Annotated in this window: 24 protein-coding genes; all 24 read right to left on the reverse strand. The window is 54.1% G+C overall.

Annotation, left to right across the window (positions count from 1 at the left end; translation table 11 throughout):
- The 24 genes from CO251_RS06400 to rpsQ all read right to left on the reverse strand — a co-directional run bounded on the left by CO251_RS06400 (position 1) and on the right by rpsQ (position 12566).
- Complete coding sequence (locus CO251_RS06400; protein ID WP_158246215.1) at positions 1–711, reverse strand: energy-coupling factor transporter transmembrane component T; 711 nt, start codon at positions 709–711, stop codon at positions 1–3.
- The gene (locus CO251_RS06405) at positions 684–1460 is read right to left on the reverse strand and encodes an ATP-binding cassette domain-containing protein (RefSeq protein ID WP_158246216.1); all 777 of its coding nucleotides are present in this window, start codon (positions 1458–1460) and stop codon (positions 684–686) included. Before CO251_RS06405 ends, CO251_RS06400 begins: the two co-directional genes overlap by 28 nt.
- Positions 1451–2227 (reverse strand): energy-coupling factor ABC transporter ATP-binding protein, encoded by a 777-nt coding sequence (locus tag CO251_RS06410; RefSeq protein ID WP_103374969.1) that lies wholly within the window; start codon positions 2225–2227, stop codon positions 1451–1453. The genes CO251_RS06405 and CO251_RS06410 overlap by 10 nt, the downstream gene beginning before the upstream one ends.
- Complete coding sequence (gene rplQ / locus CO251_RS06415; protein ID WP_103374970.1) at positions 2227–2571, reverse strand: 50S ribosomal protein L17; 345 nt, start codon at positions 2569–2571, stop codon at positions 2227–2229. The genes CO251_RS06410 and rplQ overlap by 1 nt, the downstream gene beginning before the upstream one ends.
- 19 nt (positions 2572–2590) lie before the next feature.
- Positions 2591–3538 carry a DNA-directed RNA polymerase subunit alpha gene (locus tag CO251_RS06420; protein WP_103374971.1) on the reverse strand — a complete coding sequence of 316 codons (948 nt, stop codon included), beginning with the start codon at positions 3536–3538 and terminating at the stop codon, positions 2591–2593.
- Positions 3539–3588: 50 nt separating this feature from the next.
- Positions 3589–4212 (reverse strand): 30S ribosomal protein S4, encoded by a 624-nt coding sequence (rpsD, locus tag CO251_RS06425; RefSeq protein WP_103374972.1) that lies wholly within the window; start codon positions 4210–4212, stop codon positions 3589–3591.
- 26 nt (positions 4213–4238) lie between these two features.
- On the reverse strand, positions 4239–4631 hold the full coding sequence (gene rpsK / locus CO251_RS06430) for a 30S ribosomal protein S11 (protein WP_103374973.1): 393 nt from the start codon (positions 4629–4631) through the stop codon (positions 4239–4241).
- A 37-nt stretch (positions 4632–4668) separates the two neighbouring features.
- Complete coding sequence (gene rpsM / locus CO251_RS06435; protein WP_103374974.1) at positions 4669–5040, reverse strand: 30S ribosomal protein S13; 372 nt, start codon at positions 5038–5040, stop codon at positions 4669–4671.
- A 32-nt stretch (positions 5041–5072) separates the two neighbouring features.
- On the reverse strand, positions 5073–5186 hold the full coding sequence (gene rpmJ / locus CO251_RS06440; protein WP_020376674.1) for a 50S ribosomal protein L36: 114 nt from the start codon (positions 5184–5186) through the stop codon (positions 5073–5075).
- A 24-nt stretch (positions 5187–5210) separates the two neighbouring features.
- Positions 5211–5429: a translation initiation factor IF-1 gene (gene infA / locus CO251_RS06445; protein ID WP_103374975.1), complete on the reverse strand. Its 219-nt coding sequence runs from the start codon at positions 5427–5429 to the stop codon at positions 5211–5213.
- A 96-nt stretch (positions 5430–5525) separates the two neighbouring features.
- Positions 5526–6293: a type I methionyl aminopeptidase gene (gene map / locus CO251_RS06450; protein WP_103374976.1), complete on the reverse strand. Its 768-nt coding sequence runs from the start codon at positions 6291–6293 to the stop codon at positions 5526–5528.
- Complete coding sequence (locus CO251_RS06455; protein ID WP_255398098.1) at positions 6286–6942, reverse strand: adenylate kinase; 657 nt, start codon at positions 6940–6942, stop codon at positions 6286–6288. The genes map and CO251_RS06455 overlap by 8 nt, the downstream gene beginning before the upstream one ends.
- 10 nt (positions 6943–6952) lie before the next feature.
- Positions 6953–8233: a preprotein translocase subunit SecY gene (gene secY / locus CO251_RS06460; RefSeq protein WP_103374977.1), complete on the reverse strand. Its 1281-nt coding sequence runs from the start codon at positions 8231–8233 to the stop codon at positions 6953–6955.
- A 1-nt stretch (position 8234) separates the two neighbouring features.
- Positions 8235–8672, reverse strand: coding sequence for a 50S ribosomal protein L15 (rplO, locus tag CO251_RS06465; RefSeq protein ID WP_103374978.1), 438 nt, complete (start codon positions 8670–8672; stop codon positions 8235–8237).
- Positions 8669–8872, reverse strand: coding sequence for a 50S ribosomal protein L30 (gene rpmD / locus CO251_RS06470; RefSeq protein ID WP_103374979.1), 204 nt, complete (start codon positions 8870–8872; stop codon positions 8669–8671). Before rpmD ends, rplO begins: the two co-directional genes overlap by 4 nt.
- Positions 8865–9398 (reverse strand): 30S ribosomal protein S5, encoded by a 534-nt coding sequence (gene rpsE, locus CO251_RS06475; RefSeq protein ID WP_103374980.1) that lies wholly within the window; start codon positions 9396–9398, stop codon positions 8865–8867. The genes rpmD and rpsE overlap by 8 nt, the downstream gene beginning before the upstream one ends.
- Before the next feature lie 17 nt (positions 9399–9415).
- The gene (gene rplR / locus CO251_RS06480) at positions 9416–9781 is read right to left on the reverse strand and encodes a 50S ribosomal protein L18 (protein ID WP_103374981.1); all 366 of its coding nucleotides are present in this window, start codon (positions 9779–9781) and stop codon (positions 9416–9418) included.
- Between the two features lie 10 nt (positions 9782–9791).
- Complete coding sequence (gene rplF, locus CO251_RS06485; RefSeq protein WP_103374982.1) at positions 9792–10331, reverse strand: 50S ribosomal protein L6; 540 nt, start codon at positions 10329–10331, stop codon at positions 9792–9794.
- 28 nt (positions 10332–10359) lie between these two features.
- The gene (gene rpsH, locus CO251_RS06490; RefSeq protein WP_173677079.1) at positions 10360–10758 is read right to left on the reverse strand and encodes a 30S ribosomal protein S8; all 399 of its coding nucleotides are present in this window, start codon (positions 10756–10758) and stop codon (positions 10360–10362) included.
- Positions 10759–10769: 11 nt separating this feature from the next.
- Positions 10770–10955: a type Z 30S ribosomal protein S14 gene (locus CO251_RS06495; RefSeq protein WP_103374984.1), complete on the reverse strand. Its 186-nt coding sequence runs from the start codon at positions 10953–10955 to the stop codon at positions 10770–10772.
- A gap of 10 nt (positions 10956–10965) precedes the next feature.
- Positions 10966–11520, reverse strand: a complete 555-nt coding sequence (rplE, locus tag CO251_RS06500; RefSeq protein WP_103374985.1) for a 50S ribosomal protein L5 — start codon at positions 11518–11520, stop codon at positions 10966–10968.
- 24 nt (positions 11521–11544) lie between these two features.
- Positions 11545–11856: a 50S ribosomal protein L24 gene (rplX, locus tag CO251_RS06505; protein WP_103374986.1), complete on the reverse strand. Its 312-nt coding sequence runs from the start codon at positions 11854–11856 to the stop codon at positions 11545–11547.
- Positions 11857–11889: 33 nt separating this feature from the next.
- On the reverse strand, positions 11890–12261 hold the full coding sequence (rplN, locus tag CO251_RS06510) for a 50S ribosomal protein L14 (RefSeq protein WP_103374987.1): 372 nt from the start codon (positions 12259–12261) through the stop codon (positions 11890–11892).
- A gap of 35 nt (positions 12262–12296) precedes the next feature.
- Positions 12297–12566 (reverse strand): 30S ribosomal protein S17, encoded by a 270-nt coding sequence (gene rpsQ / locus CO251_RS06515; RefSeq protein WP_103374988.1) that lies wholly within the window; start codon positions 12564–12566, stop codon positions 12297–12299.
- Between the last annotated feature and the right edge of the window lie 9 nt (positions 12567–12575).

Below are 12575 nucleotides of genomic sequence, written 5' to 3' on the forward strand. Positions count from 1 at the left end.
TTAAATCTTCTCTTTCCAAGCGATAATCAGCGCTATCCATAGCGCCGCCGTCACGATCCAATCTAGACGCCGCCAAGGTCTTGGCCACGGCAGCACTTGTGGACGCCAGCCACGGCTCCACAGGGCTTCCGAGACATTCTCGCTCCGCAAGATGCTTGTCATAATGAGTGGCGACAGGAAGCGAAGCGCATCACGCCAATGGGGTGTGGTCCTAGCCAGTTTACGCCGGGCCTGCGCATCCCAGCGCAAGCGGCGCGCAGATTGCACGAGATTGGGCAAAAAGCGCACGGCCACCAACCCGATGAGTGAAATTTCGCCAGCCATCGTTCTTTTTCCGCTCACCCGCTTCGCTAACCATTCCACGTGGCTAAGCATGGCCCATAATGGCATAACACGGAGGATGAGCAAACTGAACCACAAGATCAACGCAAACCGCAGAAAGGTCCAAAGCGCTAGGTGGTCTTTCGCCGCCGCCGAAGGCGCAGGCGTATTAATATAGGTTAAGAGTGCCCATATTGCAGCCCCAGCAAAAACGGCCACGGCTTGCTTGCTCCCCAGGCGCACGCCCAGGCGCCATTGTGTCAACGCTAATAGAGTAAAAGCACCGACGACAGCCCACACGTGGTCCGCCGCATACAAGATAACAATACCGACAAAAAGACCTTGAAGAGGGACTAAGGGGTTTAGCGTACGTTGGACTGGGTTTTCCATAGACTCACCACCTGTTGTGCCGCTGTATGGGGATCCACCCAATCCCGCAACCCAACTGGGGCGCCACGCTCGCATAGGGTGCGCCACAAGGATTCTAGGGGACTTGAGGGAGGGAGGGAATGAGCATACCACATTTCGCCGAGATCTTGCGGAATATTGTCAAGGACCCCCTCACACCAGTAGCCCTGGGACACGAAGGATAATACCCACGGCCAGTCATGGCTAACGATGAGCATTAAATGGTTCTCACTGCGCGCGATAATCCAGTCTCGTATTCGACTTTTCCATGTCACATCTAACCCCTCGGTCGGTTCATCAAGCAAAAACACCTCGGGATCTAGGAAATCATACACAGCGCAGACCAAACGTCTTTTTTGTCCTGTGCTTAAACTCCAGACCGAGTGTTCCCACAGGTCTTCGAGGCCCCAACGCTCCTTCACAGCGTCGAGAGATTGCCGAAAGGCCGGTTCGTTCTGCTTTACGGAGGAAAACGGCCATAGAATCTCACGACTCACCGATTCCTCGGAGAGCTGATGTTCTGGTTGCTGCATCACCCATCCCACCCGGTGTCCCCCTAGGTCAACCGTGCCTGACCGGACTCGTAACTGACCGGCCAACAATGCCAGCCACTGGCTTTTACCCGACCCGTTGGGACCCATAACGGCATAGGCGCCCCGAGGAGGAGCTATCCACTGCCCAATGTGCAGGCCCGAAAACGGTAAAGTCACGTCCTTGACGATTATGGCCATAGTACCCTCCCAAGCTCTAACGCATTCTCTAACAGTGGGCTGAGAGGGGGGGCCTGCCTCCGCACCTGCTCCGCAAACTGGTACCACGATCCGCCAATTTGGCTCGCCATGGTCTCGTGGGCCATCCATTGCGCTTGGCCTTCGGCAAACCACAGACACCGATCAGCGATGTCCAGCCACCTCGGATCATGGCTTATCAGCAACACCGTCTTGGCCTCACCCCGAATATGAGTTATCAAGCGCTCCAACGTGGCTCGGCCAAATCCATCTAACATCGCCTCGGGCTCGTCCATAATCCACACTTGAGGCTGTTGAGCCATAATGGCCGCCAGCGCCGTGCGATGAAGCTCGCCGCCTGACAGGGTAGTTACCGCACGACCGCGCAATCGCTCCAATTGCATAAAGCGCAATGCGTCCTCCACGCGCTTTACATATTCAGGATAAGAGGGCGCGTACCACTGTGGCGTTATACCCACGTCATCCTCGACGCGTTCCGCCACGACTTGATGCTCAGGCTCCTGCTGCACCCAGCCCACCGCCGTAGGCGTCCACTCGTTACCTGCGTCTGGGGTATCAAAACTTACGTGACCGCTCGAAGGCTTGACAATGCCTGCGAGCAATCGTGCGAAGGTCGTCTTTCCGCCTCCATTAGGGCCGGATATAAAAATACACTCGCCCCCCTGGATCGTGAGATCCAGAGGGCCAAGTGCAGGGCGGTTTGTGCGTCCATACTGGACGACCGCATGTTCAATCTTTATTGTGACCATTACACCAATTCGAGAATGGCCATCGGCGCAGCATCCCCACGCCGAAATCCTGTCCGCATAATACGTGTGTAGCCGCCGGAGCGCGTGCTATAGCGCGGCCCAATGCTCGTAAACAGCTTGGTGACCACATCTTCATCCAACACATACGCCAACGCCTGACGACGAGCTGCTAAGTCACCACGTTTGGCCAGCGTAATCATGTGTTCAACAACCCGGTTCACTTCTTTGGCCCGGGTCACAGTTGTTTCAATGCGCTCTTCGCGCAGGGTGGACGTGACTAAATTGCGTAGCATGGCCCGTCGATGTCCCCCAATGCGCCCCAGTTTCCGGTGCATGCCTGGCATAATTCGTTCCCTCCAATAGCTACTCTTCCGTGGCCTTCAAGCCTAACCCTAAAGCCACCAGTTTTTCCTTCACTTCTTCTAGCGACTTCTTCCCGAGGTTTCTGACCTTCATCATATCGTCATCCGTTTTGTTCGTCAGTTCGCCTACGGTGTTGATGCCTGCTCGTTTAAGACAATTGAATGAACGCACCGACAAATCGAGTTCCTCGATAGGCATTTCCAAGAGCCTATCGCGAGAATCTTCGTCCCGCTGAACTCCAATTTCGACTCCCGCGCCGGTATCGGTCAACTCCATAAAGAGCTTAAGGTGATCTGAAAGGATTTTGGCCCCGCGTGAGACAGCTTCTTCGGGAGTCAGGGAACCATCTGTCCAGACCTCGAGCAACAGGCGATCATAGTCCGTAATGTGGCCGACGCGCGTATCCTCGACGCGCCAGTTAACTTTCGTTACCGGACTAAAAATCGAGTCCACGGGAATGACCCCAATCGCTTGGTCAGGACGCTTGTTTTTGTCGGCGGACACATACCCGCGACCCCGTTCGATGGTGAGCTCCATGCGTAGGCTATGGCCTTCGTCGACAAAGGCAATGTGTTGGTCTGGCTCTAAGATGTCGACGTCCGCGTCCCCGATGATATCTCCGGCCACGACTTCGCACGGCCCCTCTTTGTCAATGTGCAACGTGTGAGGTTCGTCAGACCACAGCCGGATAGCCAACCGCTTGAGATTGAGGATAATATCCGCCGTATCCTCAAGAACTCCGGGCACGACCGAAAACTCATGCAATACTCCCTCGATACGCACAGAAGTGACTGCCGTACCGGGTAAAGAGGACAGCAAAATCCTGCGTAAGGAGTTTCCGAGCGTAATGCCATAGCCACGGTTTAACGGTTCAACCGCAAATTCACCATAATTTGCGTCGGCGCCATCGTCTACCCGCCGAATTTCAGGCTTTTCAACCTCGGTCATATACGATCTGCCTGCAACTGCAGGCGCCCCCCCTTCCAGATCCCTAATACTTAACGCGAGTAGTACTCAATAATCAGCTGTTCTTGAACCGGCGTATCGATTTCGTCACGGTTCGGCATACGCACAACCGTACCCTTTAATTCTTCACGCTGGACTTCAAGCCATGCCGGAATGGTTCGCACGGGACTCTCTAGCAATGCCTTAAAGCGTGGCTTCTGCCGGCTACCTTCTCGCACTTCGACGACGTCACCGGGTTTCACAGAAAACGAAGGAATATTCACTCGGCGACCATTCACCGCGAAGTGGTTATGCCGTACAAGCTGCCGTGCCTCCGCACGCGAAGACGCGAATCCCATACGGTACACCACATTGTCCAGGCGACGCTCTAATAGCTGAAGCAAAAGCTCACCGGTGACCCCTGTCTTCGCCGAAGCTTTCTCGAAGTAGCGTGAGAACTGACCCTCCATAATGCCATAGGTCCTGCGAGCCTTTTGCTTTTCTCGCAACTGTACCCCGTACTCAGAAAGTTTACGGCGCCCTTGTCCGTGCTGCCCCGGGGGATAAGCCCGCCGCGTCACGGGGCATTTATCAGTAAAGCACTTGTCTCCCTTTAAATACAATTTCACGCCTTCACGCCGGCACAACCGACATGCAGGTCCTGTATAACGTGCCATTTGTGCGCCTCCTTCCTTTCTCTTTGTTAGACTCGCCGCCGCTTAGGTGGACGGCATCCGTTATGAGGAATCGGTGTAACATCCTTGATCATGCTGACTTCAAGTCCCGCCGCTTGAAGGGACCGAATGGCCGCTTCTCGCCCCGAACCTGGCCCTTTTACCAGGACCTCGACTTCCTTTAGCCCATACTCCATGGCCGCTTTCGCCGCTGTTTCCGCAGCCATCTGTGCTGCAAAAGGCGTGCTCTTGCGTGAGCCCTTGAATCCGGCCTGTCCGGAAGATGCCCAAGACAGTGCATTGCCCTGCGTATCAGTAATCGTTACGATCGTGTTGTTAAAAGTTGAGCGGATATGAGCGGTACCGCGGTCAACGTGGCGCCGATCACGGCGCCGTGTTTTCTGAGTGCGTCGGCTAGGCATATTTCCTTGGTGTCCCTCCTACCATAATGTTTCCCACTTATTTCTTGCGCTTTGCGCCCACCGTACGCCGGGGTCCCTTCCGGGTCCGTGCGTTGGTTTTCGTACGCTGGCCACGTACTGGCAAACCTCGCCGGTGGCGCAAGCCCCGATACGTGCCGATGTCAATAAGGCGTTTAATGTTCATCTGCACCTCACGACGCAAGTCTCCTTCAACACGATACTCCGTGTCGACAATTTGCCGAATACGCGCAACTTCATCTTCTGTCAAATCCTTGACCCGCGTGTCCCCATCAACCTGAGTCCTCGTCAGGATCTTGCGCGCCGCGGACAAACCAATTCCGTAAATGTACGGCAACGCTGCTTCTACCCGCTTGTCGCGGGGCAAATCAATGCCTGCGATTCGTGCCACCCTGATACTCCTCCTTCTGACGGATTTACAACTTATCCCTGCGCTTGCTTGTGTTTCGGATTTTCGCAGATGACCAACACCCGGCCATGCCGCTTAATAACCTTACATTTTTCGCAGATAGGCTTAACAGATGCTCTGACCTTCATCTGGAACACTCCTTCCGTAATGGCTCACTTGTAGCGATACGTGATTCGTCCGCGCGTCAGGTCATAGGGCGACAATTGCACCGTCACCTTATCGCCAGGCAAAATCTTGATAAAGTGCATCCGAATCTTCCCAGAAATATGGGCCAGCACCTTATGCCCGTTTGAAAGCTCTACGCGAAACATCGCGTTAGGCAACGGTTCAATGACAGTTCCCTCGACCTCAATCGCGTCTTCTTTTGACACCCACGTTCCCCCCTTCACCGCTGATGGCGCAACATTCCCGTTCTCCTATATTTCCCAACCGACCCAAAAACAAACATGAATACAGCATCCGATCTATTATACCGGAATTTTGCCGTCAATTCGAGTTAAAATTTCTGGTCCATCAGGATTAATGAAAATCGTGTGTTCAAAGTGCGCTGACAACGACCCATCACGGGTCACAACCGTCCAACCATCATCTAACACATCGACGTCATAGCTCCCCACGTTGACCATCGGTTCAATCGCCAACGCAAGTCCTGGCTTAAGGAGAATGCCACGCCCTGCGGGTCCGTAGTTGGGAACTTGAGGGTCCTCATGCATTTGGTGACCAATGCCATGCCCGACATAATCTCTGACCACGGAGAACCCGTGCTTCTCAACGTGCGACTGCACGGCATGCGAGATGTCACCTAAGTGCGCTCCAGGCTGAGCCGCCTTAATGCCCTCATAAAGCGCTTCTTCTGTCACCTTGAGAAGGAGGGCAGCCGTCTCATCCGGCGCTTCCCCGACAAAAGTCGACAATGCCGCATCCCCCACAAAAGAATCTAAAATCGCTCCGAGGTCCAAGCTGACCAAGTCATGCGGCTTAAGACGGCGACTGCCGGGAATACCATGAACCACTTCGTGATTGACGGAAATACACACGCTCGCCGGATAGCCATGGTATCCCTTAAAAATCGGGAGTGCGCCACGCTTTCGGATCTCTTCGTCCGCAATGGCATCTAAGTCTCTTGTGGTGACCCCAGCCACTGCGGCGGTTTTGAGGATCTGCAACACCTCCGCCACGACTTGACCGGCCAAACGCATCTTTTCCTTATCCCGCTGACTCTTTAATTCAATCATGGAGCGCCTCCAGCTTGTGCACGATGCTACGCGTCACCGCATCAACGCTTTGTGCCCCATCGACTTCGACGAGCACACCTTGTTCTCGGTAAAATCCGATGAGGGGCGCTGTTTGCTCTTGGTAGACCTTGAGCCGCGTCTCCACCGTCTCGGGGAGATCATCGGCGCGTTGAATGAGTTTCCCACCGCACCGATCACAGACATCCACCACTTTTGGGGGATCAAACTCGACATGATAGCCCGCCCCACACTCCGCACATACCCGCCGGCCTACGAGGCGTTTGACCAACAGATCATGGGCCACAGCAATGTATATCACCCCATGCAATGGTACGTGACGCTCCGCCAACATGGCAGCCAAGGCATGGCCTTGTGCAATATTCCGCGGAAAGCCGTCCAAAATAAACCCATTGGCGGTATCTGGCTGAGATAGTCGATCGGCCACCATGGCTTCGGTAACATCGTCGGGCACCAGCACTCCCTGGTTCATAAAATCCCGGGCCCGTTGTCCTAGAGCCGTATTGTCCGCAAGATTCTGGCGAAAGATATCTCCCGTGGATATATGGGGAATATGATAATAATCACTGAGAATCGCGGCTTGCGTACCTTTGCCCGCGCCTGGCGACCCGAGCATGACAAGATTTTTCACGACACGCACCTCATTTCATGAACCCTTGATATTGCTTCATCAACATCTGCGCTTGCATTTGTTTCAAGGTATCAAGGGCCACCCCGACAATAATCAGGAGCGAGGTGCCACCAAAGTACATCCCATTCACACCCATACCCATCGTCACAAAGCTTGGCAGCACCGCAATAACCCCCAAAAACAACGCGCCGATTAAGGTCAAGCGGCTGCTCACCTTTGCCAAATACTCAGCGGTCGGACGCCCTGGACGTATCCCGGGAATGTAACCCCCGCCCTTCTTTAAGTTATCGGCTACATCGTCCACCTTAAAGACAACCTGGGTATAAAAGAAGGTAAAGATCACCACCAGCAGAAATTCGGCGACAATGTAAATAGGCGAGGTGAACCCAAAATTCCGCTCTAGCGCCGTAACCCAGCCGCCCTTGAAGAACTGGCCGATGGTATAGGGCAAAATTAAAAGCGAAATGGCGAATATCACAGGGATAACCCCGGCTTGATTGACCCGAATAGGTAAATGAGTCGTCTGACCTTGATACATCCGGCGCCCTACCACTCGCTTTGGATACTGCACGGGTATTTTGCGTTGGCCTTCGTTGACATACACTACAGCCGCGATAATAGCGACCGCAATAATTAAGAAAATGATAATCTTAGGCCAACTCACGATGCCCGCCTGAATATATTTATACAATTGTTCCACGCCGTACGGGAGTCGCGAGATAATCCCAAAAAACACCAGCAGCGAAATCCCATTACCTACGCCTTTGTCCGTAATCTCTTCCCCAACCCACATCAAGATGGTTGATCCCGTAAGCAATAACATGGCCGTAAGCAACAAGGATCCGATGTCGTGGTGGATATAAGCAAATTCGCCGTTGGCGGCATACCCGTAGAGATAATACGCGATGCCCAAAGACTGCAAACTTCCCAATCCCAACGCAAGCCAACGGGTTACCTTGGTCATCTTCTTTTGGCCTTCTTCGCCCTCTTTGGACCATTCTTCCACCGTTGGGATAACGACCGTCATCAACTGCATGATAATGCTGGCGTTAATATAGGGAATGATACTTAAAGCAAAAATGGACAAAGTCGCGGTCGCCCCGCCGGAGAACAGGTTCAACAACGCGAAAATCGTTGCCCCATGCGTAAAGAGACTCTGAATCACCGAGGCGTGGACGCCCGGAATTGGAATATGGGCGCCCACTCGAAACACGACCAGCATCAGAAGTGTGAACAAAATGCGCTTGTTCAATTGGGACGACCGAAACGCGTTCACCATGTTTTGGGCCACGTCAAATCACCTCGGCCCGTCCAGAAACCGCCTCAATCTTCTCCTTTGCTGACTTCGAAAAGGCATTGACTTGTACGGTCAACGCGCGGTCCAACTCTCCTTCTCCAAGAATTTTGACCGGTAAATTCCGCCGCACGAGTCGGTGCTTTTTAAGCAATTCAACGGTAACGACCGTATTCGGGTCGAATTGGCTGAGGTCCCCCACGTTGACCACTTCATACTCAACGCGGAAAGGATTCACAAAACCCCGCTTAGGTAAGCGCCGCTGCAAGGGCATCTGCCCTCCCTCAAAACCAGGGCGAATGCTTCCTCCGGAACGGGCTTTTTGTCCTTTACTCCCCCGTCCCGCTGTCTTACCCAGTCCGGATCCTAAACCTCGGCCACGCCGCGTCTTCTTTTGCCGATGACCAGGGTTGGGCGTGAGTTCATGCAACCTCATTTCGTGTCCTCCTCTCCTCCGGGAATCTCCTCAACCTTGACCAAGTGACGAATTTTGTGAACCATCCCCCGAATCGACGGGTTGTCGTCGAATTCCACGGTTCGCCACATTTTTCGTAGCCCAAGACGGCTGGCCGTGTCTTTTTGTTCTTGCGCATATCCAATCGCGCTCTTGACCAATGTAATGCGCAGTTTAGCCACGGTGCGCCCCCCCTAACACCTCTTGCACTGTCCGCCCGCGCAACTTAGCCACCCGCGCAGCCTTTTTCAACTGCGCTAGGCCCTGCATAGTTGCTGCGACCACGTTGTTGGGATTCGACGTGCCTAACGATTTCGTCAACACGTCCCGCACGCCGGCGGCCTCGAGAACAGCACGCACGGGGCCCCCTGCAATCACACCGGTACCCGGCGCTGCGGGCTTGATTAACACACGCCCCGCCCCAAAGATACCGGTGACCTGATGGGGAACGGTGGTTCCCAAGCGAGGAATCGTAATCATAGACTTTTTCGCGTCTTCAACGCCTTTGCGGATGGCTTCAGGAATTTCCGTCGCCTTCCCTAAGCCCACTCCGACGCGTCCGTTTTCATCGCCGACCACTACGAGGGCACTAAAGCTGAAGCGACGTCCACCTTTCACCACTTTCGCCACACGGTTGATCGCCACCACTTTTTCTTTAAACTCACTGACTGCCTTAGACTCCTGATTCTGGGCTCCTGGCCGTGCCATAATGTCCCCCCTCTTCCTTAGAATTCTAGACCGGCCTCACGGGCCCCATCTGCTAACGCTTGGACCCGACCATGATACCGGTAGCCCCCACGGTCAAACACGACCTTTGACACGCCTTTTGCGCGGGCCCGCTCGCCGACCAACCGTCCCACCTCACGCGCCTTGGCAACCGTTAAGCGTCCCTCCATGTTGTCAAATACCTTTTCCAATGTGGAAGCCGCCGCGATTGTATGGCCGGTCGTGTCGTCAATCACCTGAGCATAGATGTTGAGATTGGACCGATAGACATTAAGGCGCGGCCGCTCCGGTGTACCCACTACCTTGCCTCGAATACGGAAGTGGCGCTTTTTGCGGGCCGCGTTCCTGTCGAATCGTTTGTACACGCCTATTCCCTCATTTCTTTCCGGTCTTCCCGACCTTACGAATAATCTTTTCGCCTTGGTAATGAATGCCCTTGCCCTTATACGGTTCGGGTGGCCGTACTCCGCGGATCCGGGCAGCTGTAGCTCCTACGGCTTCTTTGTCGTAGCCCTTGACGTAAATGTTCGTCGGGTTGGGGACCTCAAATTCGATTCCCGCAGGCGGCTCAATATTCACCGGATGCGAAAATCCTACCGCCAATACGAGATTTTGCCCCTGCTTGGAGGCACGGTACCCCACTCCTGCCATCTCTAGATGGCGTTGAAACCCTTGGGATACCCCCTCAACCATATTGGCTATAAGAGTCCGGGACAAACCCCATTGCGCGTGAGCTGTCGGACTGTCATCGCGGGGCGTTACCCGAATCTCACTTCCCGTCATTTCAACCTGTACCTCATCCCGCAGGGTTCGCTCGAGCTGACCCTTGGGGCCACTCACTTTGACTGTCATCCCGTCAATCTCAACGGTGACACCCGCGGGCACCGTAATAACCTTTTTGCCTATGCGTGACATTCGGTACCCTCCCCTTCAAATCCCCTGTTTACCATACGAAACAGAGTACTTCGCCGCCTACGTGCACCTCACGGGCCTGTTTTTCGGTCATCACGCCGCGCGACGTTGACAAGACCGCAATCCCAAGCCCACCTAATACGCGAGGAAGCTGATCATGGCCCGCATACACCCGCAGTCCCGGGCGACTGATACGCTTAAGACCGGTAATCACTCGCTCGCGGTTTGGACCATATTTCAAATGGAGACGGATAACCCCATGCTTACCATCTTCCACCAGTTCATAGTCGCGAATAAAGCCCTCTTGTTTCAAGATGTGGGCAAGGGCCCTCTTCATTTTGGAATCCGGTACGTCGACGTGCTCGCGGTATACGACGTTCGCGTTGCGTATCCGGGTTAACATATCTGCAATCGGATCAGTCACATCGATCCTCCTTTCCCTTACCAGCTAGCCTTACGCACGCCAGGTATTTCGCCTTGATGGGCCATTTTCCGGAAACATAACCGGCACAATCCAAAATCCCCAATGTAACCGTGGGGCCGACCGCACACTTGGCAACGGTGGTATTCCCGCACCTTGTACTTTGGAGTACGCTTGGCCTTGGCAATTAATGATTTCTTCGCCATGTCTTCCCTCCTAACGTTGTGGTGTAAACGGCATTCCCAATAATGCCAAAAGCTCTCTGGCCTCTTCGTCGCTATTAGCACTGGTGACCAACGTTACGTCCATCCCGCGGACTTTTTCCGTTTTGTCATATTCGACTTCAGGAAATATAATTTGCTCGCGCACGCCCAGCGTATAACTGCCGCGGCCGTCAAACCCCTTCGTCGACACCCCCCGGAAGTCACGCACCCGCGGCAATGCCATGAAGAACAGCTTCTCCATGAAATCGTACATCCGTTGGCCACGCAACGTCACCTTGCACCCTATCGGCATTCCTTCGCGCACTTTAAAGGACGCAATAGACTTCTTAGCCTTCGTAATAAGAGGTTTTTGCCCAGTAATCGCCGCGAGGTCGTGGACAGCAGCATCCATCAACTTTGGATTGGCAATAGAATCGCCGACCCCCATATTGACGACCACTTTGACCACCTTCGGCACATTCATAGGATTGTTGTACTTAAATCGCTCCATTAGGCGCGGTACGACTTCCTTCTCGTATCGCTCCTTGAGCTCTGACTCCACCGCCATGGTCAACCCCCTGTTCCGTATCTACTACTCAATCACCGCGCCGCAGTGTTTGCACTCGCGCACCTTTTTCCCGTTATCCAAAAACTTGTGCCCGGTACGGGTTGGCTTCTTGCACGACGGACAAATAATCATCACGTTGGATACGTGAATTGGCGCCTCCATGGCTATAATGCCGCCCTGTGGATACTGCTGCGTCGGTTTTTGGTGCTTTTTCATCATGTTGATCTTTTCGACCACCACCCGCTCTTCTTTCGGAATGGCGCGAATGATTTTGCCTTGCTTTCCCTTGTCTTTCCCGGTCAAAATCTTTACTAAGTCACCCTTTTTGACGTGCACCCTAGTCCCTCCTTCCTGAATTGAATGCGTGCCTTAAAGCACCTCAGGTGCTAGGGAAATAATTTTCATAAAGTCGTGCTCACGAAGTTCACGAGCGACCGGTCCGAAAATACGGGTTCCACGGGGCTCTTTTTCGTCCCCCCGCAGGATAACTGCCGCGTTCTCGTCAAACTTAATGTAAGACCCGTCCGCGCGCCGCTTCCCTGTCTTTGTCCGCACGATCACGGCCTTGACGACGTCGCCCTTCTTAACCACGCCCCCAGGTGCCGCTTCCTTGACAGAGGCCACGATAATATCTCCAATGTTGCCGTACCGGCGAAACGAACCCCCAAGTACCCGGATGCACATAATCTCCTTCGCACCCGTGTTATCTGCCACGCCCAATCGGGTTTGCGGCTGTATCATCCTCTATCCTCCTCTCCCTGCAAGCTTTAAGGCCCCTAGTCAAGGTCCTCGGCCCGCTGGAGAATTTCCACAACCCGCCACCGCTTTTCTTTGGATAACGGCCGCGTTTCCACAATGCGAACCTTGTCCCCCGTGCGGCACTGGTTTTCCTCATCATGTGCCTTGTAACGCTTTGTGCGCCGCATGGTCCGGCCATAAAGGGGATGCCGCACCAATGATTCCACCGTGACGACAACGGTCTTGTTCATCTTGTCGCTGACCACGGTCCCCTCGCGCACCTTCCTTTTGCCTATCCCCTCATCCATCTGCAAGTC

Source organism: Sulfobacillus sp. hq2 (genome assembly GCF_002903155.1).
Classification (GTDB): domain Bacteria; phylum Bacillota; class Sulfobacillia; order Sulfobacillales; family Sulfobacillaceae; genus Sulfobacillus; species Sulfobacillus thermotolerans.